Source organism: Bacillus sp. FJAT-44742 (genome assembly GCF_002797315.1).
Lineage (GTDB): Bacteria > Bacillota > Bacilli > Bacillales > Marinococcaceae > Thalassorhabdus > Thalassorhabdus alkalitolerans.
The window spans coordinates 2,799,534-2,826,125 of the sequence record NZ_KZ454936.1; the positions used below are offsets into that span (position 1 = coordinate 2,799,534).

Below are 26,592 nucleotides of genomic sequence, written 5' to 3' on the forward strand. Positions count from 1 at the left end.
TGTCTACCTTCGTTAGATCATATAATCATCGTGAGCATCGTGCTTAGGGGACTTTGCAAGCTTTGAAAAATCATTAATTCCCTTTTCCTTTAACAACTGATCTAATGGCAGATAACTTACTTGTTCTTCTAAATGTTTTTCCCAGCCAGCTTTGTTTATCGTATCTCTGACCTGGCCTTTCACATTGGCAAACCAAAAACGTATCCCTTTCCTTTGGAAACGTTCAACGATCTCTTCCAGGCTCCGCGCTGCTACTGTATCAATATCGTTCACACCGGACATTTCCATCATGATCCATTTTGCTTCCGGCTTTTCCAAGTGAAGACTTTTTATTTCTTCCTCCAGATAATTTATATTAGCAAAATGAATATTAGAATCTATTCTTATCAGCAAGACGTTTTTCACTGTTTTTGCTCCAGGAAAACGATTTACTGCGCGGAACGCTTGCTCTTCTTCCAAATAACCTACCTCTACTACATTAGGCTTAGCACTTCTCCTAACTAATATAAGAAGGGTGAATACTGCTCCTAAAATAATTCCCCATTGTATTCCAACAAATAATGTCACAAAAAAGGTAAATACCCATACCCAGCCTTCAAAAGGTTTGACTTTAAACAGGTATTTCATTTGCTTAGTGTCGATCAGCTTGTATACGGCCATGATAATAATAGAAGCAAGAACAGCGTTTGGTAAATAATAAAAGTAAGATGTAAAAAAGAGCAAGGTAACCAAAACACCACAGGCGGTAATAACTGAGGTAAACTGAGTGGCACCCCCGGTTTCATGGTTGACTGCTGTTCTGGAGAAACTTCCGTTTACAGGAAAAGATTGAAAGAAAGATCCTGCAATATTCGCAAGGCCCAGCGCTTTTAATTCTTTGTTTGGCTTAACTGTATATTTTTCTTTACTGGCCACTGCCTTTGCAATAGCCAGTGACTCCATAAAGCCAATAAGAGCTATCGTAAGAGCCATTGGAAACAGTAATTGTACGTTATCCAAAGTCAAGTTTGGAAATACCAAGGAAGGAAATCCTCCTGGTACGTCCCCTACAATTTGAATTCCGGTATCCTCCAGGCCAAGTACAGAGACAGCCCCGATTGACAAGAGAACAATGAGCAAAGGACCTGGGATTCGAGGGTGAATTTTTTTGAAGATAAATAGTAGCAGGATACTGGCCAGACCTATAGCTACTGTTGTGAAATGAACGTCTGATAATCTATTAAATAACTCAAGTAGTATGACTTGTACCTGCAAATAGTTCCCCAAATTTATTCCTAAAATATGTTCTATTTGACTTATCCCAATGACGATAGCTACAGCTGATGTGTAACCGCTCAGCACAGAATGAGGGATGAACTTTACAATAAACCCGGCTCTAAATAACCCTAATAATAGTTGTATAAAACCAACCATAACAGCAAGAATAAGAACATAAGAGATATATTCAGCGGAACCAGGTTCTGCAAATACAGAAACCCCTGTAAAAACCAGCAAGGAAGAAACAGCGACAGGTCCTACCGACAAATGTTTAGACGAGCCAAAAATGGCATAGATAATAAGAGGGATCGTGGAGGCATACAAACCCATTTCTGGCGGGACGCCAGCCAGCATAGCATAAGCCATCCCTTGAGGTATAAGCATAACGAATAGAGTAAGACCGGCTATAAAGTCCTGCCTGAACAAATTTTTATTATAGCTTGGAACTAAGTGGTGTAGCTGCTTTTTGTTCATGTCCCTCTCCACCCTAATATAGTCTTTAAATACATGTTATATCCTAAGCAAATTAATTTTAACCTAAATCGTTAAACTCTTACTAGAAAGTTTTCTACATATTCATTGTGTCTTCCACAATGGCTGACAGCCCAAATGGCTATCATCTTCTTACAGTAAGGCTTTGTTACATTTTGCTGTGGACTTTTGTGAAGTGACGCTTGCATCCACCTAAAGATCCACAGGCGAAATCTACTTCATTCGCAGTTCCCTTCACGGTGTCTTCTATGCCTATAGGCGCCTCGAGCTTTATCTACAATCAAATGACTTAAAAAGAATCATCATTCGCCTTTAACAGAGCCTAAAATAAAAATCAACTCTTTTTGGAGTTGACGTGAAATGGGAAATGAATATATTTAGTATCATCTATAAGGTCACTTATAAAAGATTTGAATCCTTACAGTTTGAAGGGGCCTGTCCTATATGACAGATACCCCACAAAACAATTTATTATAACTGGAACTTACTATTTGTCTGATTAGAACCAGTTGAGAGGCTGAGGAGCTGTATTCTCAAATACGTGTTTAACTTCGGTATATTCTTCTAACCCTTGTTTCCCCAATTCTCTGCCTATCCCTGAAGATTTATATCCTCCCCATGGCGCTTGAGCGAAATAAGGATGGAAATCATTAATCCAAACTGTTCCCATGCGAAGCAGGCTAGATACTCTTTGAGCTTTTTTTATGTCAGTTGTCCAAACTGCACCGGCAAGCCCATACTTGGAATCATTTGCCAGGGTAACCGCTTGTTCCTCCGTGTTGAATTTCTCTATTGTTAAGATAGGACCAAATGTTTCTTCCTGTACAATCTCCATAGAAGTATCACAATTTGTAAATATAGTAGGTTCAAAGAAAAAGCCGCCTTGAAGCTCTTTTTGTTCTGGCCGTTTTCCGCCGGCAATAAGGTTAGCTCCTTCTTTCAGACCGGTTTCAACATATTTTTCTACTTTTTCACGATGTTCCTTTGAAATAAGTGGACCAGATTGTGTAGAGTCAACAAACCCGCTGCCAAGTTTAATATTCTTCGTCCGGCTTACTAAAGCCTCCACAAATTCATCATGAATCGTGTCTTGAACAAGGAGGCGAGCACCTGCCGAGCATACTTGGCCAGCATGGAAAAAGACTGCATTTAATGCCTGGTCAACCGCTGTTTCAAAATCAGCATCTTCAAACACTACGTTAGGGTTTTTCCCTCCAAGTTCCAAAGCTATCTTTTTAAAGTTTCCCGTAGCAGCTGTCATTACCTTTCTGCCTGTTTCAATGCCGCCGGTAAAGGAAATAAGATCAACGTCATGACTTTCAGACAGAGTCTGGCCCGTTTTTGCTCCGTTTCCAAGCACCAGATTTACTACCCCATTTGGAATACCGGTTTCTTCTATTAATTCGGTTACTTTAATGGTAGTGAGAGGGGTAATTTCACTTGGTTTAACAATAATAGTGTTGCCTGCAGCCAATGCAGGAGCTATCTTCCACGCTGCCTGCAGAAGAGGATAATTCCACGGCGTAATTTGCCCGCACACACCCACTGGTTCCCGAACAATTTTGCTTGTAGAATCAGGTATAGGGGAATCAATGATTTCCCCGCCATCTTTGTCTGCCAGACCTCCGTAGTACCGAAAGACTTCTATAATATCGTCCATGTCGGCATAGCTTTCCGTCAACGTTTTTCCGGTGTCCAGGGTTTCAAGCTCCGCGAGCTCTTTTTTATCCCTCTCAATGAATTCAGCAACTTTTGTGACTAATTTGCCTCGTTCCGTTCCGGTTGTACGGCGCCATTCTCCTGAATCAAACGCTTTTCTTGCAGCACTAATAGCAGCCTTTGTATCCTGCTCATCCCCTTCTGGCACTTCTGCAATGACTTCTTGGTTAAAGGGGTTGATAATGGTCCGGGTTTGACCAGATACGGCTGACACCCAGCTTCCGTCTATATACATTTTTTTATGATACATTGGTAACCTCCTTGTGTGTAAATCATATTGCTGAGTTAATGGTTTTTCCTCTTTAGGCCATCACACTGGTACTATGAGGGGGCTGAACTTTCGTTTCAGGATCTATATAATGCTTTGCCTGGCTAATTGCTGTCGGGGCTTCGCCGAAGCCTGAGGCAATTAGCTTTACTTTCCCGTCATAGGTAGCAATATCACCGGCTGCGTATATACCCGGGATATTCGTTTCCATTTTCTGGTTGACTACTATTGAGTTCTTTTCGATTTCCAGTCCCCATTCTTTAATAGCTCCAAGGCTTGATAAAAACCCATGGTTTACAACCAGGGAGTCTATTTCAAGGTGTTCTGTGTCTTCTCCCTTGCTTTCTTTAAGAACAACTGTCTCAATGTAGTCATCCTTGCCTATTAATTCCTCTATCACTACGGGAGTTTTTATCCGTACACTTGACTCCCTCAATTGATTTACGCTGTGTTCATGAGCCCTGAATTTATCTCTGCGGTGAATAAGTGTAACTTCACTTGCAATATCCTCAAGCATAAGTGCCCAGTCCACGGCAGAATCTCCTCCACCGGCAACGCAAACTCTTTTGTCCTGATATGCCTGCAGGTCTGTAATCGAGTAAAAAAGATTATTCCCCTCATACTTATATGAACTTTCATCTTTAAGACGCCTTGGTTGAAATGCACCTGCGCCCCCTGTAATGATCACGGTCCTGGAGTAATGAACAGCTTTTGTGGAGGTTACTTTGAACAACTGCTCGTCAAGTTTCTCAACATATTGAACATTTTCCTCCAGACATACTTCAGGATTAAACTGCTTTGCCTGTTCTTCTAGCTGGTTAATCAGATCTTTGGCTAACACTTTTGGAAAACCAGCCACATCATAAATATATTTTTCAGGATAAAGAGCCATCAGCTGGCCGCCTAACTGAGGCAGGCTGTCAATGACTTTCACGGACATTTCACGCATGCCTCCGTAGAAAGCTGTAAATAAACCTACTGGCCCTCCGCCAATAATAATGGCATCCACTACGTTATTTTCTTGGGTCATTTTTATCACCTTACTGTGTGTTATTTATAGACAATGACGTTTTCATCTTCCACGCGTACTTGAAAATGTGCCAGCTTTTTTTCAGGGGCAGCCAGCATTCTGCCTTCATTTTTAATATCAAATTCTCTCCCATGCCAAGGGCAGCGTAGAATTTCTCCTTTGTGACAGTAGTCATAGCTTCCCGGCTTACTATTACTTGTCGTTGCTCCGCATATTAAACCTTTCTCAAGACGAGCTCCTTGATGAATGCATTGATTCATAAAGGCATAGAACTCTCCGTCTGGTGTCCGGCACACCACGATATTTTGTTTTCCAAAATACGACTCTTTGATTTCACCAGGCTGTACGTCAGACGTTTTACAAACGATTTGCTCTTTCATAATTATCCCTCCCTCGTCTTAGGCAGCTTAGGATAAAATGCCTTTGCGTTGTCTGCGAATATTTTTTTCTTAAGTTCCGGGTCCATACTTGGAAGCGCACGGTCAGGAGAGTCAAAGTCCCAGTGGGGATAATCAGTGGAGAAGCACAGAATTTCGTCCGTTCCCATCTGCTCTATAAGTGACATAAACTCCTTCTTATTCAACTCTTCTGCAGGCTGAGTGGTCACTCGAATTTGTTCTTTCATAATTTGACTAGGTTTTCTTTTCAGCCATGGCACTTCATGTCGCAAGTCACGATATTGCTGGTCCATTTTCCACATAAGGTGCGGAACCCAGGTGAATCCTCCTTCGATCATGATAAGACCAAGGTTTGGAAACTTATCAAATACACCGTTAAAGATCATGTTGGTGATTTGTTTCATGTGAGCAGTAGGGATTAACGTATGCCACTCAATGAAGTATCTTGGCCATTTGCCGTAATAAACCGGCGGTTCATTGTGATGCATACCGATCATTAGGTCATGTTTTTCAGCCGCTTCAAATATCGGATGATAATACGGATCTCCCCACATAATGTCATCAATTGGAAGGAGTACCTGAACCATTTTTGGATGAGAGCCGACTCTCTCAATCTCTTTTACAGCATTATGAGGTTCCTGGGCCGCAATATGGACAGATCCATATAAACGGTCATCCTTTTCGAGCCAGTTTTCAATTTGCCAATCATTGTAAGCTGAAGCTAGAGCTGCAGCCATCTCGTACCAGCCATGCATAGATGATGGAGATGGATCTAACGCACCGGTTAAAATACCGAACTCATGGCCAATATCATCTAATAGCTGCTTTTGCATAAAAGGCAGGTCAGTTCCGGCCGGCCTGCCGTCAGGAAGAATCGCATCAGCTCTGTCCACTCCGGCTGTGGCCGGCTGTGTATAGGGCATATGCTTTTCCTGGATCCAATGACAGTTGGCAATGTAATGTTTATACGGCTCATCTAAATAATCTAGTATATCTTTATATTGAATACGTTCATGAATATCAGTATCTACAATTGCAATTTTATTTTTAGACAATGGTATTCCTCCTTCACAGTTTTCGCGAGCAAGTAAAATAGTACCAGTGGTTAGAAAGATTCTCCAAACACACTGAGAGCGGGTGAGTGCGGTTTAGAATGCTCAGTGACATTCAGTGAAAGCCAGTGAAGGCCAGTGACAGTTTTTTAATTTTTGAATAATCAGCATTCCTGAATAAAGCTCGTGGCGGCTTTCTGGCTTTGTGAGGACGGCTTTCTTTTAGTTGGGAGATACAATCATCAGGGGTAAAGGAAGTGGAAAAGAGAAGGAGAATTCAGCCGATTCCTTTGGCCTTTTTTGTATTGAATGGATGTAAGGCAGTAGGAAAGTCTTAGAATTAATTTCAAATGTACTTCAGAACAGTGTTAATGTCGTTTTATGTGTTTTTATTGTCGAATATTTAATAAATTCCGGTTTGCAATCAATTTAAAAGATGTGTAACATATGAAACTGTTGCTGAAAAACCCTCTATCATCTCTTCTGATTTTCAAAACTATAAAACTATCTTCGAGGTGAGTATATGAAACATGCAACATTAGTTTTTTGGTACGGACTTGCTATTTGCGGCTTGTTTGTACTCTGGGGAGCTGCAGCTCCTGAGCATTTGGAAAGTGTGACACTGACGACAACTGCTTTTATCTCTGACTGGTTTGGATGGTATTATATCCTGCTGATTATGGTCATACTAGCCTTTTGCATTTACTTAATATTTTCAAGATTTAATAAAATAAAGCTAGGCAAGGACAGTGACAAGCCTGAATTCAGCCTTCCCACATGGTTTGCTATGTTGTTTAGTGCCGGAATGGGAATAGGATTGATTTTTTGGACAACGGCTGAACCCATCTCTCATGCTTTCATAAGCAGCCCCAGCGGTGAGGAGGGGACATCTCAAGCTATTAAAGAATCCCTTCAGTATTCTTTTTTTCACTGGGGAGTTCATGCTTGGGCCGTCTATGCCCTTGTAGCTTTAGTGTTAGCATATTTTAAGTTTCACAAAGGTTATCCTGGTTTAATCAGCGCGACACTTGTTCCTATTTTTGGGAAAGAACGTATGGAGGGGACCCTGGGGAGGTTGATTGACACTCTGGCCATCATTGCAACAGTGGTAGGGGTAGCTGCAACTCTTGGCTTTGGGTCTGCGCAAATCAATGAAGGGTTAGCCTATCTCATCAACACACCGAGTAACTATGGCTTTCAATTGCTAATCCTAGTGGTAGCAACTGTATTATTTATTATTTCAGCATGGTCTGGCTTAAGCAAAGGAATTAAGTATTTAAGTAACATCAATATGATTCTGGGCTTTTTACTAATGGTTCTACTATTAATTGTGGGTCCTACAGTGTATATCATGAACATGTTCACCCATTCACTCGGGGGATACATTGCCAACTTTTTTGATATGAGTTTTGAAATGGAGCCTTTAAACGAGGAAAATCGCACATGGATTGATAACTGGAAGATTTTCTATTGGGCCTGGTGGATCTCCTGGTCTCCGTTTGTTGGAATTTTTATTGCAAGAATCTCAAAAGGACGTACGATAAAAGAGTTTATGCTTGGTGTTCTATTTGTGCCTGCGTTTGTCTGCTTTATCTTTTTTGCTGTATTCGGCGTGTCAGCACTGGACATCCAGCAATCAGGCATTACAGCAATTTCCGATTATTCAATGGAAACGACCACCTTTGCTGTTCTAGAGCATTATCCGCTAGGGACCCTTCTATCGTTTCTAACGATCGTAGTCATTGCCATCTTTTTCATTACTTCAGCTGATTCTGCAACATTTGTGCTGGGTATGCTATCTACCTCCGGCTCATTAAACCCTTCAAGATCGGTGAAAATTGTTTGGGGATTATGCTTATCAGCCATGGCAGCCATCATTGTATACTTTGGAGGAACAGACGGCCTGCAAAACGTTCTTATTATTGCAGCTTTTCCTTTCTCCATAGTAATCATGCTGATGGGATATTCCTTTTATTTATCTGCTAACAAAGAAGTACAGGCCAAGAAAAGAAATAAAAACAAAGGGCCGAAAATAAAGTATTCAGATTCTGCGTGATTTATATGTAATTGAAAAAAACATTCTCTCAAAAGCGCATATAGGTAAAGGAAAAGCCAGGGTATCTCATATCCTGGCTTTTTCTATGCCATCTGCTTTGTTTCCTGAACTTTAATAGTAAAAGGATAGCTTTTTATTTTAACCGCTTCGTACGAGATGAATCATTTATTATTTTCTTTATCTCTTCTTCATTAGGAAGTCCCGCTTTTGCTTGAAACGTGTACTCGGTTTTTATAGTAGAAGCATCTTTCCCTTCCCCGATTTTCCTTTCCTCCACCCGCTTCGTTACGGAATGATCTGTATCTTCTAAACTATGCACCAGCTGCATGATATCATTTAGCAGGTTATTGTTTTTCACCTTTCCTGTCCTCCCCTGCTTGTAACTGGATTTCCTTCCATATTTTCTTCTAATTGCTTCACGCGTTCTTGAAGCTCTCTGTTTTCTTCTTCCATCTTAATTGCTTTGGAAGAATAGTGAGGGTCATTTTCCCACCAGTCGATGCCCATTTCCTTAGCTTTATCGACAGATGCAACAAGAAGGCGTATTTTAATCGTTAGAAGCTCCACTTCTGCTAAATTAACCTTGATGTCTCCTGCTATAACTACTCCTTTATCCAACACTGTTTCCAGAACATCCACCAGACCGCCGACTAAATTTGTCGGGTGATTTCCTGCTTGCTGAATCTCGCTCATACGATCACGCTTCCTTTCTTGCTGGTATGATTCTAACAGCTACATCAAATTTCCGAGGGGACCTAAGTCTATATTTAAGTCGTCATCATCCAAATTAAAAATTTCTTTTAATTCTTCCATTTTTTCCTCTAGATTCATCAATGCTTCTCCCACTTTTTCAATTTCCTCTTCTGTCAGGCTTCCACTTTCCACACGCCTCATGGCTTGACGCTCAACGAGCTGGCGAAGCAGCTCAATAACCGTCATCACAAGCTGTGAAAGACCTTCTTCAGCTTTTTCAGGATCCAAAGCAATTTTTCCCGTGGGCTTATGTTCATTAACCAATTCCTGATCTGCCACTACGAAACACCTCCTTTGTATTTATGAAAAATCTATTGTTTCCTCTCTGAACTCCTTCAGTTCCTTGTCCCTTGCCTGCACAAGAGTTTCTACGGAAGCCAGCAGCACTCTTAAATCCAGATAGACTAAATCAACACCTGCAATTGAAATAGTGAGATCCCCCTTTAATACCACTCCTTTTTCAAGCACAGCATCAAGAACATCTAAGAGAGAAACATCTTTTGTCTGCAAAGATTCTCCTGCCATGTTTATTCGCCTCTCTCTGTAAAATTGGAAAAGTGGTATGCAGGCCAAGGCCCGGTGACTTCATAGGAGAAATCTGATTCATTTTTATCTGCCTTTTCTCGCTCTGTTTCAATGATTTGTAACGCCCTCTCCACCTCCTCTTTCGGAAATAAGTAGGCGCCGTTCCAGCACATATCGTCTTTCCTTCCGGTAAGCTTTCTCTCCCAGTTTTTCTTTACTTCTTCATCACTGCTGAAAGCGGCAAGCTGCTCATGAATGCTCTCACAGTATTCATCAATCTCTTTTTCTGCCTGCTTTTCTATAAAATCTTTCAGCTTCTTCTTTTCAAAAAATTGTTTACCTTTTGGTAAATCTTTTATTTCCTCTATTTTCTCTTTGACCTTCGGACTGTTTTCCTCAACTTCTTTCGTAAAGGATGATTTGTCGGTGTAAATCTTGATGTTCCATTCTTCTTTTTTGCCAAGCTCCTTAAATACGGACGTAATATTCTCTTTATGAGTCTCTACTATCTCTTTTAAGCTTTCTTTATCTTCGTAGATTGTGCCAAATTTCAATGGAATGACCGTGTAGATTTCGTTTAAAGCATTCATCTTCTCATGATGATGAAAAGCATGCTTTTGGAGCCATTTCATATCATCCACTTTTCGCTGCAATACTTCCTCGGAGAAATCTTCCTCTTTTACGAGACAAGTTACTGCGGTAACCTCATTGAATTCTATAAATTCTATGTCATAATCAGGATCAATCCCTGTCATTGAAGAAAGAGAGTTTTCCTTTGTTTCATTTGTCGGGACAAAAGCATATAAGTAAATGAGTTCCTTTGTATTTGCTTCCGTTTGCATGTGTATTCCTCCTATTCTTGTATTTTTTATTTATTCGTTAACACTTTTTTTTGAAGTTTCAGGAAGGCCAGAAAGCTCCGCTCCCCACGTGGTCAAAACCGAACATACGACATTTTCTACCTGAGGTACCAACTCATAATCAGTGTTACCTCTCACCCATTCAGAAAGAAGTCCGCTGACCAGCCCTACAAAAGCTAATGCACCTGACTCTGGCGTCCAATGTACTGGAAAGGGACTTTTTCGCTGGGCACGTACAAGAACTTCTGTTACTACCTCACGCGCGTGGTGTTCCATAGATTTTTCATCCGACTCACTATTCTCTCTATTAAGCTCATACTGTAATAGCAGTCTTGTAAGCTGTCTCAGCCGAATGTCAGACTGATATTTATGGAGAATAGATCCTATTGTATCTGCCAGCGCCTCCAAAGGATCGACCAGGTCATTGCTTGATAAAAGTTCCGTAAGCTGTTCTAAAGGAAGCTCGATTCTTTCTCTTATCGCTTTTAACAATCCCTCCTTGTTTTGAAAATGCCAATGTACCGCCCCTCTTGTTATTCCAGCTGAATTTGCAATGTCTGTCAGGGAGGTTGACTCATACCCTCTTTTAATAAACAACTCTTCTGCTGCATCAATAATTGCTTCTCGGGTCTGCGCAGCTTCCTCCTTTGTCCGGCGCATGAAACCACCTTCCTTTTGTTATACATACAGTATGTTTGTAAATGACTTGTTCCCCTTCTACCCTCCAGTGCTTTTTTATAAACTCTTGATTTTTGCTCATAAAAAAAGAGGCCTGTTTAAAGGCCTCCAAAAAGAACTGTACTTTTAATTGAATGCAAGCATGTCATTCATGTCTTCTTCCGCATTGCCAATCAGCTTTAACCCAAAAGATTCCTGTAAAAAGCTAAGCACTCCTGGCGTTATAAATTCTGGAGGCTTCGGTCCTATACGAATATCTTTAATGCCTAAACTAAACAATCCAAGCAGTATAGCCACGGCCTTTTGCTCAAACCAGGAAAGAACGATACTTACAGGCAGCTCGTTTACTTCGCATTCAAATGCCTCTGCAAGAGCAAGAGCGATTTTTACCGTAGATACCGAGTTGTTACACTGACCTAAATCAATAAACCTGGGGATATCGGTTCCTTCAATGGTTCCATACTCAACATCATTAAAACGGAATTTCCCGCAAGAGGTTGTCATAATTACGGTATTGTTTGGAAGGGATGTGGCCAACTCTCTATAATAGTCGCCGCCAGGACCCGGAGCGTCGCAGCCTGCGATGACGAAAAATCTTTTGATTTTCCCTTCTTTGACTGCGTCAATAATTTCTGGTCCTAGCCCGATGACTGTTTCATGGTGATATCCGGTCTTTAATGTTGCCTCGCTCTCCATATCTGCGTCTTCTAATGATAGAGCCTTTTCAATTAGTGGAGTGAAGTCGTCATTTTCTATTTTATGGACTCCCTCTAAGCCCGCAATATCGTAGGAATAGAAACGATCAGAGTAGCTGCCTTTTATAGGCATTACGCAGTTTGTAGTCGCTAAAATAGCACCCTTAAATTTTTTGAAAAGGCGTCGCTGGTCAAACCATGCCTTTCCGATGTTTCCTTTTAAATGGGGATATTTCTTCAAAGCCGGGTATCCATGAGCCGGCAGCATCTCAGAATGAGTGTAAACATTGATTCCTTTTCCCTCTGATTGCTTTAACAATTCTTCCAGCGCAAATAGATTATGACCCGTGACAATAATTGCTTTGCCTTCTACTTTGTTTTGAGAAACCGTAACAGGCTCTGGTGTCCCGAGCTTTGCAGTGTGTGCTTGATCGAGAAGCTCCATAACCTTGACCGCAGCCCTTCCCACTTTCATTGCCATATCTATATGTTCCTGCATGTTAAAATTTGAATTCGTTAACGTCATATATAACGCTTCGTGAGTGACGGCATCTACTTCCGGATCACTATACCCTAGCTGTCTGGCATGAGTGGCATATGCTGCAATTCCTTTTAGTGCAAAAACCATTGTATCCTGCATGCTTGCAATGTCTTCATTTTTCCCACAGACCCCGATCACCTGGCAGCCGCCTTTTAAAGTTTGCTCACATTGATAACAAAACACCTATGAACCCCTCCTTAAATTAACCTCTGCGTTAAGGATAAAGGATCTTCACAGGAGGTTCTGTGACAAAGATCATAGTTTATCAGGTTATCTTTGACCCTCTTGGCAACCTTCATAGCAAGCAAAACAATAAAGCATCCTCTCTTCACTGTTCACTCCGTTTAAAAAGCCGTTCTCACAATAGATGGAACAACCACAAGCCGTACACTCCCCAACTTTTTCTTCCACAATTTTCAACTCCTCTTCCTGGCAAGTTTAACCGTTTCCTTCTTCATAAAGTTCAGTGCTCCTTGATTGATTCCTTCTTAGGTACCTGCTTTTACTGTATAGTGCTCTGTCAAATTTATAGAGTGAAAAACCGAATGAAATTGAGTCGAAAAAATAGGGCTGCCTTAAAGCCGATATGAACGACTTATGGCAGCCCTGATCCTTTAAGTTTACTCTTCTTCTTCAAGATGCTCAGCAATTTTCCGGTGTTTTTCTATATCCTTCCTTTGTCGGGTTTCCCGGTAGTCCTGCTGAATGGAAATAAACAGAGAAACAGCAACAATGAATAATACGATAGAAAATGGCAAGGCACCGATCAGTGAAGCCGTTTGAAGTCCTTCTAAGCCTGCACTTATAATCAAAACCACCGCAAGGAAAGCAATAAGTGTTCCCCAAATTACTTTTACGGTAACTGTTGGGTTTGTGTCACCTTTTGAAGTCATCATGCCAAGAACGAAGGTCGCTGAGTCTGCCGATGTTACTAAAAAGGTAAATAATAAGCAGATTGACAGAACTGATAGAATGGCTCCCAGAGGGAGGTTTTCAAGCATCGAAAATAAAGCAGTTGTTTCATCCGCAGCAACAGCCCCTGCTATATCCGTCCCCTGAAAAAGGTCCATATTCATAGCCGTTCCTCCAAAAATCCCAATCCATATAATACCTAGAAATGGAGGGACTACCATAACGCCAAGGACGAACTCTCTTACCGTTCTCCCACGAGAGATTCGCGCAACAAACATGCCGACAAATGGTGACCAGGCAATAGTCCAGGCCCAGTAATAGATAGGCCAGTCCTGGACCCAGGTTCCTTCAGTATAATGATCCAGGCGCAAGCTTGCTTGAAAGAAATTCTGCATGTAATCGCCGATTCCAGTGGTGATGGTATTGAGGATATAGCCTGTTGGCCCTATGATAAGCACGGTAACCATAAGAATTAACGCCAACGCTAAATTCGTGTTACTTAAGTATTTAATTCCTCGATCCAGGCCCGATATGGTTGAGATTAAAAAGAAAACAAACATGACTAAAACGATAATGACCTGTGTAGCGATTCCTGCCGGAGCATCGAATACAGCTGACAAACCTCCGTTTATCTGGAGGACACTTAATCCCAAGGTTGTTGCCACTCCCATCACCGTAGCAATCACGGCGATAATATCAATCGTACTTCGAAGCGGCTTTTTGCCAGTGTCACCAATCACAGGATTCATCGTGTCACTAATCAGACTCCGCTCTTCTTGTCTGTATATAAAATAAGAAATAGCCAGTCCAACGAAAGTAAACGAGGCCCATTGATGAATGCCATTGTTAAAAAATGCACTCCACATGGCTTCTCTCGCAGCTTCATTTGTTCCAGCTTCAATACCTCCTTCAAAAGGCGGCGGGCTCCCGAAGTGAGTCATCGGTTCTGCTACACCCCAAAATACAATACTTACACCAAAACCACAGCTGAACAACATGGCAATCCATGTAAAAAACGGATACTTAGGCCTGGTGTCATCTCCTCCCAGTCTTATTCTTCCGTATTTACTAAAAGCTAAGTACAAGTTGAAAATAATTAAACAAAACACAAAAGCTAAATAAAACCAGCCAAAGGTATCAGCGATAAAGTCATAGGCTGCCGTAGCATTGGCTGCCAGTGCTTCTGGAGCTATCGCCCCCCAAATCGCAAAAATGAAAATGATAGAAAATGAGATCCAAAAGGTCCGGTTTAAAAACTTCCACTTATCCGGTTTGTCAGCCATACTGCTCCCCCTTACTAAATTGCTTGCTATCTTTATTCCTTATTGAATTCCCTCTAATACCAATCTCATAACCTATTTATCGCAGGTAATAATGGGAATACAAAAGAATAAATAAAAAAAACTGAAATACCTGGCATATCTATGTCTCCTCCGCTCGTATTTCCAAGAAAAACCTGAAAAAACACTTGGCCAACAGCCAAATGTTTTTTCGGTACACGTATTAATGAGTGATTTTATGTTTTTCCAGCTCTATTCTAATCTCCTTTGAAATCGGCTGACTTTGCTGCACAGAGAAATCAAAATTGACGTAGACTGCTTTTCCTATAGCACACAGCTCATTGTTTTGATGAATCTCCTCATAGAGTTTGAAACTTGAATTCCCAACGTCAGAAACCCACGTTCTCACTTCGACTGGATAGCCATAATAAATCTGGCTTACATATTCCACCTCCATTTTGAGTATCACGCACCTCCAGTTATCAAAAGATAAATCCGGAGTGAAAAGCTTAAAGATCTCGTCTCTGCCAGATTCCAGCCACACTGGTAACGTGGTGTTATTGATATGGCCGGCTCCATCGGTTTCTGAAACCCTGGGTTCAATGACTTTCGTAAACATTTTCATCACCCCACTAAGAAAGGTTGCCTTCTTCATAAAAAATTTCTTCTTTAATTAGATTCAATATATGTTTCGACATTTCCTTTCTTCTGATGAAATGCTCCGTTTAAAAGGAAATAATCCCCCTTTACATAGCTTCTTTTAAAAAAATGGCTTTGTTACATTTTGTTGTTGTTTTTCATTAATAGATGCTCGCTTGCACCTAAAAGGCCAGAAATTGCGCCATTCCTTCATGTTTCACTTGTTTCGCCTTCATGGTGTCTTCTATTCTCAGGTTGCTACAGCTTTCTCGAAAAAACATGCGATTCTCGTTGGCATACCTACTATGATTTTTAATCAAATAACTTATTAACAATCCATATCAACCTTTATCAGATTCAAAAAAATAACCATAAAAAAAACAGAGACCTTTAGTTTAGATCTCCATTTTTTTAGAATCATTACCTTCTACCAGGAGCCCTTCCTTTCGTCAGAATACAAGGAACTCCTTTTCCAATTGCTCCAGGTTGACTCATTTTTTCCATGTATGCAATCCCTCTTGCGCACTGCTTTTTACAGGAAAAGCAAGTTTCAGAGGTAACCACCTTCATAGTATGGGCATGCTTTTCAGCAGGGGAAACTTTGACAGCTGTTTTTGACTTTTTTGATTTTCTCTGTCCCATCTTTCATCTCTCCGTTTACATTTTGCTATATCCTATGCACATGGAAAACGGGAGTGATGAAATCGAAACATTTTATTCTATTATAGGTTTTTCTCCCACCTAAAAGGATCGTGTCCCCAACAATTACCCCAAAAAGAAGAGCCATGCCTTTCATGACTCTTCTCATTCTTCTATTTAAGCATGTGTGTCAGGCTGAATCTATATATAGGAACCCTTCCCTATCCATTCACAATAAAAGCAAACTTTTTCATCAAGTGGCGACAATATCTCTTTCTTTTGTATTTATAACTGCTTTTTCAAGAATTTCAGCAATATCCAGGGTGGAAATATCATCTTCCACTTCCTTGGCTTTGGTCCCGTCACTCAGCATCGTCAGGCAGTACGGGCACCCGCTTCCAATCATGGACGGGCTCACTTCCATCGCCTGCTCTGCCCGGGCGACGTTCACCCGCTGCCCCGCTTCTTCTTCCATCCACATCATGCCGCCGCCGGCTCCGCAGCACATACCGTCCTCACGGTTTCGCTCCATTTCCACGACCGTAAGCCCTGGAATGGCTTTTAAAATTTCTCTTGGAGGATCATACACGTCATTGTAGCGGCCCAGGTAACAGGAATCGTGATACGTGATCGTTTCCTTGATTTCATGGGTCGGCTTCAGCTTGCCTTCCCGGACCAGCTCAGCGAGAAGCTCGGTATGGTGATAGACTTCCACGTCTTCTTCCAGTCCGAAGTCAGGATATTCATTTTTAAACGTATTGTAGGCGTGAGGATCAATCGTGACGATCTTTTTCACATCATTTTTCTGGAACGTGTCAATGTTTGCCGTCGCAAGCTCCTGAAACAGAAACTCGTTTCCAATCCGTCTTGGCGTGTCGCCGGAGTTCTTTTCCTTGTTTCCAAGAATCGCAAACTTCACACCCGCTTCATTCATCAGTTTCGCAAAGGACTGGGCTATCTTTTGACTTCTCTTGTCATAGGAGCCCATGGATCCCACAAAGAACAGGTACTCAAACTCTTCCCCGCGTTTTTTCATTTCTTTGATCGTCGGCGCGTCGACATCGTCCCGGCTTTCCCGCCAGTTCTCACGCTCTTTGCGGTTAATGCCCCACGGGTTCCCCTGGCGTTCAATATTCGTCATCGCACGCTGGGCTTCTGAGTCCATCTTACCTTCGGTTAAGACAAGATAACGGCGCATGTCAATAATCTTATCGACGTGCTCATTCATTACCGGGCACTGGTCCTCACAGTTTCGACACGTTGTACAGGCCCAGAGTTCTTCCTCCGTGATGACATCGCCAATCAGGTTCACCTGTTCAAAGGAAGCGGCTGCTTCTTCGGCTCCCTGGGAGGCAAGCTGGTTTCCTTTCGTGTTACTGAACGCGTACGCTGGAAGCCACGGGGACTTGGAAGTGACAGCCGCGCCTTTCTCGGTGAGATGATCCCGCATTTTCAGAAGCAGGTCCATCGGGGATAAGATCTTCCCGGTGCCCGTCGCCGGACACATATTCGTGCAGCGCCCGCACTCCACACAGGCGTATAGGTCAAGCAGCTGTTTCTGGTTAAAGTTTTCAATGCGCCCGACCCCGAACTCTTCCTGGGACTCGTCTTCAAAATCAATCTTTGACAGCTGTCCTACCTTATTGGTGCGCCCGAACCAGACATTTGCCGGTCCTGCGAGTAAGTGGGCGTGCTTGGACTGAGGCACATACACCAGGAAGGTCAGTAAAATGAGCAGATGAACCCACCAGGCCACGTAGAAGATGGCTCCGGCCGCCGTGGCCGATAATGGGGAAAGGGCACCCCCAATCACCGAAGCGATCGGCTCAAACCCGGTCAGGGATTTCCCCAGCCACACCATTTCCGCTCCTTTGGCGACCAGCTTTGACACCATCAGGCCGCCGATAAAAATCAGGACCAGTCCTGCTTTCCAATTTCGTTTCAGGCGGACAAGCTTTTCAATATAGCGGCGGTGAAAGGCCCAGACGACCGCCACCAAAATCATGACAACGACAGCTTCCTGAAACAAAGTGAAAACAGGGTACACCGGACCCAACGGGAGGTGGGACCCCGGATTCAGCCCTTTCCAAATCACATCAATGGCACTAAACTGAACAAGCAAAAAGCCGTAAAAGAACATGACATGAATGATGCCGCTTTTCTTGTCCTTGAGCAGTTTCTTCTGCCCGAAAACGTTTTCAATAATGGCGTTCCAACGCTCTTTTGCCGTATGTTCAAACTCAGCCTTCTTTCCAAGTTTAATATATTCGTAACGTGTTTTTACTAGAGTGTAAAATAAATACAGAGCATATAGAGTTACTAAAAGAAAGCCAATTAAATTAATCGTCGTCATTCCTTGCTCCCTCACTTTCTGCTATTATCCATTCCAAGTTGGTTTCTATAATGAAGGGAAAATTTCTATTAACGAAAACACCCCGCCAGCAGGCTGTTTCACCTAAATGCCGGTCACAAACATCCGTGTTTTTCTGAAAATCGGAGGGGAAAAACAATTCCCCTCCTCCTCCAACCCATTTATCCTTGTACAGTCAGGAGTGTTTTCCTTACTCTACAACTCCAATCTCTTCGTAGTATCGTTTTGCTCCAGGATGCATGTTTTCATCCGGGTCTACCAGGCCGTGATAACCTAGCTCTGGATCAAAATAATCCCCTCTGTTTGGCTGTTCGTCCTGAAAACGTTCAAGGTTCTCCCAAAGGGATTTTGTGAGCTCGTAAACAGTCTCTTCATCCATATCTTCATTTACGACTACCATAGCCATGGTTGAAACAGTTGGTACATCCTCTTCTAAATTAGAATAAGAGCCAGCGGGAATTGACATTTCAACATTATATCCGTATCCTGCTTCATCCAGCTCTTGCAAGGCATCTTCGGGTATTGGGAGAGGACGGACAGGGTTGGTCGTGTCCAGCTCACTTAATCCTGTTACATAGGGTGACCCTCCTTGTACGACCATATCAATCCCGCCATCTCTCATTTGGTTGTTGGCATCTCCGTAGCCGTTATATGTTACACTTCCGCCGTTTGCTTCAATATCTTCAGTCGTATAACCCATTGCCTCAAACACACGTTCAGCTGTTTGAGAACTGGCATCATTAGCTTCTCCCGGAATGATGTCTGCTCCGTTTTCCAGAGCTTCTTCAATTGTTTCATAAGGACTGGAATCCAATACAGCAAAATTCCATAACGTAGGATACAGCACAGCTAGTCCTTTTATATTTTCTTGAGGGTCTCCTTCAAACGATCCTCGCCCTTCAATAGCATCGGCAAAATCAGAAGCAAAGGCCATCCCTGTCAGCATTTCTGTTCCCTGGTTCACATCACGAATATTTCCTATCGCTCCTCCCTCCACAACAGTTATATTTGCCCCTTCTATATCATCCATCCATATATCAGTCATCAAAGTGGAAAGAGGATACCAGCCAGAAGCTGTAGGCCCTGAAATATGTGAATGCATCAAATCACTCTCAGAATTACCTCCTGCGCTTTCCCCTCCGCATCCAGTGATCATCAACATGCCCGCTGCCCCTGCAATTAATCCATAACGTTTCATACTTATCCCTCTTTCTTTTGTTATTCAGGGTGCTCCCTGTAAGTGCTTGAAAACCTGGTCTCGCAGCCTTACTTTAAAAGCTGGTTTTCTTTCGCTTGATTTTGGAGTGTTCGTTTTAATATTTTTCCTACGCTTGTTTTCGGCAGTGAGGGTAAAATGTCTATCTTTGTTGGCACCTTGTACACTGCGAGTCTTTCTTTTAACCACATTCTAAGCTCCTCTTTATCTATGAAACCTTGATCTTTCAATACAACCGCTGCCTGCACGGTTTCCCCCCTGTATTCATCTGGTATCCCGTACACCGCTGCTTCTTGAATAGAAGGATGTTCATAAAGCACATTTTCTATTTCTCTAGGATAAACATTGTACCCACTGGCAATAATTAACTCTTTTTTTCGTCCTACGATATAAAAATAGCCGTCTTTATCCATTCGGGCCAAGTCCCCTGTATACAGCCAGCCGTTCACCAGTGTCCTCTTTGTATCTTCTTCTCTTTGCCAGTATCCTTTCATTACCTGAGGACCTTTTATGACTAATTCACCCACTTCCCCAACTGGCATTTCTTTTTCGCCAGTAAACTGATCGACAATCTTACAATCCGTGTTAGGAACCGGGATGCCGATACTTCCTGCTTTTCTGACTCCCTGTGCAGGGTTCCGATGAGTAGTCGGAGAGGTTTCTGACAGCCCGTATCCTTCTAAAATGACGGCTCCAGTTTTTTCTTCAAAAGCTCTAATTACTTCCAACGGAAGAGGGGCAGAACCAGCCATGCATAATTTCAGAGATTTCATCGTTTCTTCTGTAGCCTCAGGCTGTTTTAAAAGAGCCGCATAAACAGTCGGAACACCGGAAAACAAGGTAGGTCTTTCTTTTCGAATAATTTCAAGGAACTTCTTTGGGTCAAAGCGGGAAATACAGATTATGGTGGAACCTCTGAATACAGCCAGGAGCATGACAGCACTCATTCCATAGACGTGGTAAAAAGGTGATACACCAAGCAGTTTCTCTCCCTCTTCACTAATATCTTTCACAGTAAAATGATAGTTTTGATAGACATTGGAGAAAATGTTCTGATGGGTGAGCATAACTCCTTTGCTTTTGCCGGTCGTGCCTCCCGTATATTGCAGCACAGCTACATCTTCGTAAGGGTTGATATCATGCTCAGGAGCCAGAGCAGGGTTTCCATTTTCGATCATGGCTTCGAAAGACTCTGTATCACCGCTGGATTGAGCGGCAGAGACAAGGACTACTCCAAGCTTATTCCTGCGATCCGCTCGCTGAATTTTGTCAGCATGTTCGGCATGGCTGATTGCCCAGCTGGCCTTTGAATCATTAATTAACTCTCTTAACTCCTCACTCGTATAAAGAGGATTCGCTTGTACAACAGTCCCTCCAAGTCTTATTACAGCAAAATAAGCGACGATGTACTCTTTACTATTAAAAAGTTTTATCAAAGCCCGGTCACCCGGCTTAAACCCTTTTACAAACAGGGAATGAGAGAATGAAAGAACTTTTTCGTACAACTTCTGATAACTCCACCGCACTGGCCCATCAATAACAGCCGTGTTTGTGGGCCTTTTTTTAAAAGCTTTTTTTAATAAAGAAGACAAAGACGCCGTTGGGATAGAAACCTCTTTTTCAACCCCTGGCGGATAATGTTTATACCATGGCCGATCAATCATTCTTTCCCTCCTCTTTATAAGTGATCAATCAATCCTGAGCCTGTGAACGAGAGACCTTATTTTTGTTCATATAGGCATGATTTTCTTTAGAGAATGAATCTGTATTTTTATGATTTAATTTCATTTGATGAGTTTGCATATAAAAAGGAAGAAACACAGCAAACGCGACAATTGCGGCAATGAAGAGCAGGGAATAAGCGTTACTGTATGCCTGGCTGCCGTCTTGCCAGAAGGCGTTCCACAAAGCATCAGAAGCAAAAGGTATTTCCAGAATCTTCCCGGTCAGTGCCACACCAAAAGCTCCTCCAGAAAACTGAATTAACTGTATCGTTCCGTACCCCGATGTCATCTGTTCTGGGTGCAAGTATCTTGTCATGAAATTGGACATTCCCATGGTGATGCAGGAAAACCCTGTGCTTGAAACAAAAAAGAAGAAGGTGACAAGTAAAGGGTAACGATCTCCAAAGCCTGAAAAGAGGAACGTCCCAGCCAGCATACACACTGCGCTTAAGCCAATAATCCTAGGCAAGCCGATTCTCTCCACGTGTTCACCCAAAAACTTCATAACAATAGTAGAGGCCAGCGCGCCTAGAAATACGATCCAGCCTACAGCGGCTATACTTTTACCATGTATGTGAACGAGTAACAAAGGGGTCACAAATAAAATAGAAAAGTGAATAAAGAAAATGGTAAAAGCTAAAAACAGGGCCTTTTGATAAATACGATCCTGAAGCATTGACAGTGGTAGAAAGGGATCCTGTTTTCTTTTAATGTGAAATAAGAAAAGAGGAAAGCATAACGCCCCGAGCAAATACCAAAGCACGCCAGAAGAAACAACCAACAAAAGTGAAATAATAGAGATACTGAATAATAGAAAGCCTGTAATATCAAAGCTTCCATTCCTCTCTACACGAGAGGGAATATAGCGCCGATAAATAGGGATCGTTAAAACTCCAAGTAAGCTTACAGTAAACAAATATCGCCAGCCCAGATAATCACTAATCACCCCGCCTAATAAAGGCCCCAGGCCAAATCCCAAGGCAGAGGCAGAGGCTATCATAGCGATTGCCTTGTTTCTTTCCCCTATTGGAAAATAACGGGAAACGACTACAATGCCAAGCGCTGAAATAGCCGAAGTTCCTCCTGCCTGAATGACGCGTGCTGCCACAAGGACTGGATAGCTGTCTCCAAGCATTCCTGCTACAGAGCCAATGCCTAATAGCCCAAGACCAATAGTGAGTAAGGAAGGGATGGAAAAAAAAGCAGTAAGGCGGCCATATAAGAGTGTGCCTACCGCGAAACAAACAGAATAGCTGGTAACCATCCAGGCTGCCAATGAAGCTGTGAGTTGAAAATCTGATTGAATTTCAGGTACTGCTATGGTAAACATAGATGTATTCATTACCATGATGAGAACATTGATAAATAGCGTAAATGATAAAAGCTTCTCTCGATTTATCTCTCGTTCTTTGAGACTTGGCAAAACAATATCCTCTTTTCTTTACTGCCTATTTTATAGATGAGCACCCCCATCGACTGGGAGAGTATGGCCTGTTACGAAATCACTCGCTGAAGATGCTAAAAATAAAATGGGTCCGCGTAATAAAGGCGGCTCACCAATGCGTTGCAGTGGTATGCCTTTTTTTATTTGCTCTTCTTTTTCTTCAAGAATTCCTTTTGTCATGTCACTCTTAAAGAATCCGGGTGCAATGGCATTAACGTAAATATTATGAGAAGCCCACTTTCTTGCAAGGTCCTTGGTAAAGTGAATGACAGCTGCTTTGCTCGTACTGTACCCTATGGCATCCAGTACTTCAGGAGGCTCTGCTTTTAATCCAGCTACGGAGGCAACGTTAATGATTTTTCCGTAGCCTTGTTCTTTCATCACCTTTCCTACTCGCTGGGAAAGAAGAAAAGGTCCTTTTACATTTACGTTCATTACTTTATCCCATGCCTCCTCCGGCATATCTTCAACAGAGGCCCCCCATGTTGCTCCGCTGTTGTTCACTAAGATATCTATCCGCTCGTATTTATTTAAAATATTCTGAATGAAATGTTCAATCTGGTCCTTTTGGGTGACGTCACAGGGTTCGGCATATACTTCCTGACCTGTTTCTTTTAAGACTTGCACAGCACGGCCTTCAACCTCAATACGTCTGGAGCATACGCAAACCGTACAGCCTGCTTCCGCCAGAGTAAGAGCAATTTCGAATCCAAGGCCCCTTGCACCACCACTAACCAGTGCTACTTTCCCTTTCAGATCTTCCATTTCTTCTGCTCCCTTCTTGTGAACTTCGAGCGAAGCTCATTTTATTTTTTATCCATTGGTACATAAAGACTCCAAGAAAGAGAAGTATACCAAGCCCATCTGTGACCGGTTCAAAGGCTACAAGCAGGAGGGCTGCTGCCAGGAATGTGATTCTTTGCAAAAGGTTAGTTGCTGAAACCGCATAACCCTGTATGAAACACGCAAAGGAAACAAGTCCTATCGTTGCCGTTCCTACTCCTAAAATAATAGTAGGTGTGCTTCCTTCCAAAAGAAGGGTAGGGTTATAAATAAACATATAAGGAAGCAGAAATCCTGCAATCCCTATTCTCATTGACTGAAAGGATGTCCGCATCGGCTCTCCCCTTGCAATCCCCGCCGTAATATAGGACGTGATTGCCACAGGAGGAGTAATTCCTGAGAATATTCCAAAATAGAATACAAACAGGTGAGCTGCAATTACCGGTACACCAACTTGTGTTAAACCACCGACAGCTACTGTTGCCAAAATAACATAGGCAGAAACGGTGGGCATCCCCATACCTAGAATAATAGACGCCACCATGATTAACAGAAGCAGTGGCAGCAGTTCTCCTCCTGATAGATCAACTGCGAGTCGGGAGAACCTTGTTCCTAACCCTGTCATAATGACCGCACCGGTGATAATACCAGCTCCTGCACAGGCCATAATCGTTGAAATGGAGTTTTTTATACCTTGTTCAATGGCACCAAGAAATTTGACAAATGATAACCGTGTTTCTTTTCTGAGTAAGCTTATTAAACACAAGGACACGATTGCCCACATTCCTGCCCTCATAGGACTGTAACCTTGGATCATCATGACCACAATGAGGATAAGAGGGAGCATTAAATATCCTCTTTTAAAGATGACTTCCCAAAAGTTTGGAAGCTGTGTCTTCGGCAAGCCTTCAAGCCCCTGCTTTCGTGCTTGTAAATAAATCATTAAGCTCGCCATGAAGAAGTACAGGAGAGCAGGAATCAGAGCATAAGCCGCAATTTGTATAAAAGGAATTCCTGTGTACTCTGCCATAATAAAAGCAGCTGCTCCCATTATTGGCGGCATAATCTGCCCTCCCTGGGAGGCTACTGCCTCAACACCGCCTGAGAAGTTTCTTGAATATCCTACTTTCCGCATAAGAGGGATCGTAAAAGGTCCCGTCATGGTGGCGTTTGCTACCCCGTTTCCTGTAATTGTCCCCATCATTCCACTTGAAAGAACTGAAGCAAGAGCAGGGCCACCACGTAATCTTCCGGTGAGAGAGAAAGCAAAATCAATAAAGAATTGCCCAGCTCCCGTCCGCAATAAAATGGATGCAAAAAGCAGGAACAAAATTAAGACAGTGGAAGCAATGTAAATAGGGTCTGAAAAAATTCCGTTTGTAGAAATAAACATCGTGTCAATTAGTCGGTTAAAGCTGTACCCCGGATGACCAGCCAGACCGGGAAAATAAGGACCTGCAAACACATAGATAATGAAAAACAAAGTGAGCGAGGCCATAGCAATTCCTACAGTTCTTCTAACACCTTCGATAATTAAAGCCATCATTAGAGTTCCTGCAGCGATGTCCATTGGTAAGACGTTCCCTCCGCGCATTGACACCTCCGGGTAAGCAAGGAACGTAAATGCGACCAATGCTGCAGACAATAATAATGGAACGAGGTCAAACACAGGATGTAATCTATTTCGTCCCTTTTTATAAGGAACAAAACTGAAACAGAGGAAAAGGGCAAGGGAAGTAAATACCGCTCTATGCTGCCACGCTGGCATACCGCCAAAAGCAGCAGAATACAGAATGTAAAAAGCCAGTCCTATACAAATAGCAGAAAGGAAAAGCCGCCAGGTACGATAGGCACGTGACCAGCCGTTTTCCTGGTCAAGTACCTCCTCCAGGTTACTTCGTTCCTCCTCATCAACTCTTAGATCAATCTTGTCAGTTTCATTAGTCTTCATGAAAAATCCCCCCTTTGATTGGGGACTAATGAAATCCCCTCCACGAGACTGGCAGCCTGAATACCCTTCTTCATTCAGCTAAAATAGTGTTAACCCTTTGAAAACGCTGTCATAAATGTGGTCAAATTGTCTCAACCATCATTGCCATGCCCTGGCCGCCGCCAACACATAAAGTAGCTATTCCTTTTTTCTCTTCACTCCGCTTTAATTCATATAGCAAGGTAGTCAGAATTCTCGCTCCTGTCGCTCCTAACGGATGACCAAGGGCAATTGCTCCACCATTTACATTAACCTTTTCAGCCGGGAGAGACAGCTCTCGAATGACGGCTAATGCTTGAGAGGCAAATGCTTCATTAAGTTCAATCCTTCCAATGTTATTCAGACTTTCCCCGGTCTGTTTCAGAAGTTTTTGTACCGCTGGAATCGGTCCGACGCCCATTACCTCAGGATCTACTCCGGCCACACTCCAGCCGGTTATTTTAGCCATCGGCTTTATACCAAGCTCTTGTGCTTTAGAACGGCTCATTAGCAGAAGTGCTGCTGCGCCGTCATTCCTTCCACAAGCATTACCGGCAGTGACAGTGCCATCTTTTTTAAAAGCAGGCTTTAGGTTTTTCAATTTGTCAATCGTTGTAGAAGGCCGTGGATGTTCATCTATAGTGAACAGCTTTGTTTCTTTTTTTTCACGGACACTGACCGGTACAATTTCTTCCTCAAAAATACCTGCTTCTTGAGCATTTTTAGCTCTTTCCTGACTTTGCAAAGCAAAAGCATCCTGATCTTCTCGTAAAATGTTGTATCTTTCTGCTACATTTTCAGCGGTTTTTCCCATCCCTAGTTCTTCACCGTATATTTCCATTGGCTGTTGGCCATTTTCTGTATTGGAATCAACTAGTTTGGGGGTCCCGCCAAATCGGGCATCTCTTAAGTAATGAGGAGCATCGCTCATATTTTCAGTTCCCCCGGCAACAATAATATCTCCCTGCCCTGTCAAAATTTGCTGTGCCCCGGAAGCCACTGCCTGCAATGAGGAGGCACACAATCTATTAATTGTATATCCAGGTGTTTCTGCAGGAAGACCGGCTCTTAAAGCCGCTACTCTTGCTACGTTGGATGATTTAGTTGTTTGCCTAACTTCTCCCAAAATGACTTCATCCACTTGTTCAGGAGAGAGCTCCGCTCGGCTAATCGCTTCTTGAATCACCGCAGAAGCTAAATAGCCAGAATTAGTATCTTTTAGGGTACCTCCGTACCTGCCGATTGCCGTCCTCACTGCACTGACTATTACAATTTCTTCTTCTCTCATTCG

The 26,592-nt window shown here is 42.6% G+C and carries 23 protein-coding genes; 1 reads left to right on the forward strand and 22 read right to left on the reverse strand.

Annotation, left to right across the window (positions count from 1 at the left end; all coding sequences use genetic code 11):
* Nucleotides 1–12: 12 nt before the first annotated feature.
* The 5 genes from CEF17_RS13845 to CEF17_RS13865 form a co-directional block, all read right to left on the reverse strand.
* Entirely contained in the window at nt 13–1,731 is a 1,719-nt protein-coding gene (locus tag CEF17_RS13845; protein WP_100400044.1) for a SulP family inorganic anion transporter, read from the reverse strand.
* 517 nt (nt 1,732–2,248) lie between these two features.
* Nucleotides 2,249–3,718, reverse strand: a complete 1,470-nt coding sequence (betB, locus tag CEF17_RS13850) for a betaine-aldehyde dehydrogenase (protein WP_100400045.1) — start codon at nt 3,716–3,718, stop codon at nt 2,249–2,251.
* Nucleotides 3,719–3,770: 52 nt separating this feature from the next.
* A complete protein-coding gene (locus CEF17_RS13855; protein ID WP_100400046.1) occupies nt 3,771–4,766 on the reverse strand; it encodes an NAD(P)/FAD-dependent oxidoreductase in 996 nt (331 codons plus the stop codon).
* A 20-nt stretch (nt 4,767–4,786) separates the two neighbouring features.
* Entirely contained in the window at nt 4,787–5,146 is a 360-nt protein-coding gene (locus tag CEF17_RS13860; RefSeq protein ID WP_100400047.1) for a Rieske (2Fe-2S) protein, read from the reverse strand.
* A gap of 2 nt (nt 5,147–5,148) precedes the next feature.
* Nucleotides 5,149–6,219, reverse strand: coding sequence for an amidohydrolase family protein (locus tag CEF17_RS13865; protein ID WP_100400048.1), 1,071 nt, complete (start codon nt 6,217–6,219; stop codon nt 5,149–5,151).
* Between the two features lie 520 nt (nt 6,220–6,739).
* Between CEF17_RS13865 and CEF17_RS13870 the strand changes: the two genes are divergently transcribed.
* The gene (locus CEF17_RS13870; protein ID WP_100400049.1) at nt 6,740–8,272 is read left to right on the forward strand and encodes a BCCT family transporter; all 1,533 of its coding nucleotides are present in this window, start codon (nt 6,740–6,742) and stop codon (nt 8,270–8,272) included.
* A 133-nt stretch (nt 8,273–8,405) separates the two neighbouring features.
* On the opposite strand, the gene CEF17_RS13875 is transcribed toward CEF17_RS13870, so the two are convergent.
* The 17 genes from CEF17_RS13875 to CEF17_RS13955 all read right to left on the reverse strand — a co-directional run bounded on the left by CEF17_RS13875 (nt 8,406) and on the right by CEF17_RS13955 (nt 26,589).
* Nucleotides 8,406–8,630, reverse strand: a complete 225-nt coding sequence (locus tag CEF17_RS13875) for a hypothetical protein (protein ID WP_100400050.1) — start codon at nt 8,628–8,630, stop codon at nt 8,406–8,408.
* The gene (gvpJ, locus tag CEF17_RS13880; RefSeq protein WP_100400051.1) at nt 8,627–8,965 is read right to left on the reverse strand and encodes a gas vesicle protein; all 339 of its coding nucleotides are present in this window, start codon (nt 8,963–8,965) and stop codon (nt 8,627–8,629) included. The genes CEF17_RS13875 and gvpJ overlap by 4 nt, the downstream gene beginning before the upstream one ends.
* Nucleotides 8,966–9,004: 39 nt before the next feature.
* Nucleotides 9,005–9,289 (reverse strand): gas vesicle protein K, encoded by a 285-nt coding sequence (locus CEF17_RS13885; protein WP_385940509.1) that lies wholly within the window; start codon nt 9,287–9,289, stop codon nt 9,005–9,007.
* A gap of 36 nt (nt 9,290–9,325) precedes the next feature.
* Nucleotides 9,326–9,550 (reverse strand): gas vesicle protein, encoded by a 225-nt coding sequence (locus CEF17_RS13890; protein WP_100400052.1) that lies wholly within the window; start codon nt 9,548–9,550, stop codon nt 9,326–9,328.
* A 2-nt stretch (nt 9,551–9,552) separates the two neighbouring features.
* Nucleotides 9,553–10,392: a GvpL/GvpF family gas vesicle protein gene (locus tag CEF17_RS13895; RefSeq protein ID WP_100400053.1), complete on the reverse strand. Its 840-nt coding sequence runs from the start codon at nt 10,390–10,392 to the stop codon at nt 9,553–9,555.
* Between the two features lie 30 nt (nt 10,393–10,422).
* Nucleotides 10,423–11,070 carry a TetR/AcrR family transcriptional regulator gene (locus CEF17_RS13900; RefSeq protein WP_100400054.1) on the reverse strand — a complete coding sequence of 216 codons (648 nt, stop codon included), beginning with the start codon at nt 11,068–11,070 and terminating at the stop codon, nt 10,423–10,425.
* Nucleotides 11,071–11,214: 144 nt separating this feature from the next.
* Nucleotides 11,215–12,507 carry a hydroxylamine reductase gene (gene hcp, locus CEF17_RS13905; RefSeq protein ID WP_100400055.1) on the reverse strand — a complete coding sequence of 431 codons (1,293 nt, stop codon included), beginning with the start codon at nt 12,505–12,507 and terminating at the stop codon, nt 11,215–11,217.
* 437 nt (nt 12,508–12,944) lie between these two features.
* Nucleotides 12,945–14,519, reverse strand: a complete 1,575-nt coding sequence (locus tag CEF17_RS13910; protein ID WP_100400056.1) for a BCCT family transporter — start codon at nt 14,517–14,519, stop codon at nt 12,945–12,947.
* A 220-nt stretch (nt 14,520–14,739) separates the two neighbouring features.
* A complete protein-coding gene (locus tag CEF17_RS13915; RefSeq protein ID WP_100400920.1) occupies nt 14,740–15,135 on the reverse strand; it encodes an acyl-CoA thioesterase in 396 nt (131 codons plus the stop codon).
* A gap of 440 nt (nt 15,136–15,575) precedes the next feature.
* Entirely contained in the window at nt 15,576–15,797 is a 222-nt protein-coding gene (locus CEF17_RS20640; RefSeq protein WP_100400057.1) for a hypothetical protein, read from the reverse strand.
* A 250-nt stretch (nt 15,798–16,047) separates the two neighbouring features.
* Nucleotides 16,048–18,147 (reverse strand): (Fe-S)-binding protein, encoded by a 2,100-nt coding sequence (locus CEF17_RS13925; protein ID WP_100400058.1) that lies wholly within the window; start codon nt 18,145–18,147, stop codon nt 16,048–16,050.
* Between the two features lie 208 nt (nt 18,148–18,355).
* Nucleotides 18,356–19,363: a TAXI family TRAP transporter solute-binding subunit gene (locus CEF17_RS13930; protein ID WP_100400059.1), complete on the reverse strand. Its 1,008-nt coding sequence runs from the start codon at nt 19,361–19,363 to the stop codon at nt 18,356–18,358.
* Nucleotides 19,364–19,431: 68 nt separating this feature from the next.
* A complete protein-coding gene (locus CEF17_RS13935; protein WP_100400060.1) occupies nt 19,432–21,045 on the reverse strand; it encodes a long-chain-fatty-acid--CoA ligase in 1,614 nt (537 codons plus the stop codon).
* Nucleotides 21,046–21,073: 28 nt separating this feature from the next.
* On the reverse strand, nt 21,074–22,528 hold the full coding sequence (locus CEF17_RS13940; protein WP_100400061.1) for an MFS transporter: 1,455 nt from the start codon (nt 22,526–22,528) through the stop codon (nt 21,074–21,076).
* Between the two features lie 30 nt (nt 22,529–22,558).
* The gene (locus tag CEF17_RS13945; protein ID WP_100400062.1) at nt 22,559–23,314 is read right to left on the reverse strand and encodes a glucose 1-dehydrogenase; all 756 of its coding nucleotides are present in this window, start codon (nt 23,312–23,314) and stop codon (nt 22,559–22,561) included.
* Nucleotides 23,280–25,283, reverse strand: a complete 2,004-nt coding sequence (locus CEF17_RS13950) for a TRAP transporter permease (protein WP_100400063.1) — start codon at nt 25,281–25,283, stop codon at nt 23,280–23,282. Before CEF17_RS13950 ends, CEF17_RS13945 begins: the two co-directional genes overlap by 35 nt.
* 121 nt (nt 25,284–25,404) lie before the next feature.
* Complete coding sequence (locus tag CEF17_RS13955) at nt 25,405–26,589, reverse strand: thiolase family protein (RefSeq protein ID WP_100400064.1); 1,185 nt, start codon at nt 26,587–26,589, stop codon at nt 25,405–25,407.
* Nucleotides 26,590–26,592: the final 3 nt, after the last annotated feature.

Excerpts from the sequence above, each read along its gene's own strand:
- CEF17_RS13845 (WP_100400044.1), bottom strand. The coding sequence starts at position 1,731 with ATGAACAAAAAGCAGCTACACCACTTAGTTCCAAGCTATAATAAAAAT.
- betB (WP_100400045.1), bottom strand. The coding sequence starts at position 3,718 with ATGTATCATAAAAAAATGTATATAGACGGAAGCTGGGTGTCAGCCGTA.
- CEF17_RS13855 (WP_100400046.1), bottom strand. The coding sequence starts at position 4,766 with ATGACCCAAGAAAATAACGTAGTGGATGCCATTATTATTGGCGGAGGG.
- CEF17_RS13860 (WP_100400047.1), bottom strand. The coding sequence starts at position 5,146 with ATGAAAGAGCAAATCGTTTGTAAAACGTCTGACGTACAGCCTGGTGAA.
- CEF17_RS13870 (WP_100400049.1), top strand. The coding sequence starts at position 6,740 with ATGAAACATGCAACATTAGTTTTTTGGTACGGACTTGCTATTTGCGGC.
- gvpJ (WP_100400051.1), bottom strand. The coding sequence starts at position 8,965 with ATGAGCGAGATTCAGCAAGCAGGAAATCACCCGACAAATTTAGTCGGC.
- CEF17_RS13890 (WP_100400052.1), bottom strand. The coding sequence starts at position 9,550 with ATGGCAGGAGAATCTTTGCAGACAAAAGATGTTTCTCTCTTAGATGTT.
- CEF17_RS13895 (WP_100400053.1), bottom strand. The coding sequence starts at position 10,392 with ATGCAAACGGAAGCAAATACAAAGGAACTCATTTACTTATATGCTTTT.
- CEF17_RS13900 (WP_100400054.1), bottom strand. The coding sequence starts at position 11,070 with ATGCGCCGGACAAAGGAGGAAGCTGCGCAGACCCGAGAAGCAATTATT.
- CEF17_RS13910 (WP_100400056.1), bottom strand. The coding sequence starts at position 14,519 with ATGGCTGACAAACCGGATAAGTGGAAGTTTTTAAACCGGACCTTTTGG.
- CEF17_RS13915 (WP_100400920.1), bottom strand. The coding sequence starts at position 15,135 with ATGTTTACGAAAGTCATTGAACCCAGGGTTTCAGAAACCGATGGAGCC.
- CEF17_RS20640 (WP_100400057.1), bottom strand. The coding sequence starts at position 15,797 with ATGGGACAGAGAAAATCAAAAAAGTCAAAAACAGCTGTCAAAGTTTCC.
- CEF17_RS13925 (WP_100400058.1), bottom strand. The coding sequence starts at position 18,147 with ATGACGACGATTAATTTAATTGGCTTTCTTTTAGTAACTCTATATGCT.
- CEF17_RS13930 (WP_100400059.1), bottom strand. The coding sequence starts at position 19,363 with ATGAAACGTTATGGATTAATTGCAGGGGCAGCGGGCATGTTGATGATC.
- CEF17_RS13935 (WP_100400060.1), bottom strand. The coding sequence starts at position 21,045 with ATGATTGATCGGCCATGGTATAAACATTATCCGCCAGGGGTTGAAAAA.
- CEF17_RS13945 (WP_100400062.1), bottom strand. The coding sequence starts at position 23,314 with ATGGAAGATCTGAAAGGGAAAGTAGCACTGGTTAGTGGTGGTGCAAGG.
- CEF17_RS13950 (WP_100400063.1), bottom strand. The coding sequence starts at position 25,283 with ATGAAGACTAATGAAACTGACAAGATTGATCTAAGAGTTGATGAGGAG.
- CEF17_RS13955 (WP_100400064.1), bottom strand. The coding sequence starts at position 26,589 with ATGAGAGAAGAAGAAATTGTAATAGTCAGTGCAGTGAGGACGGCAATC.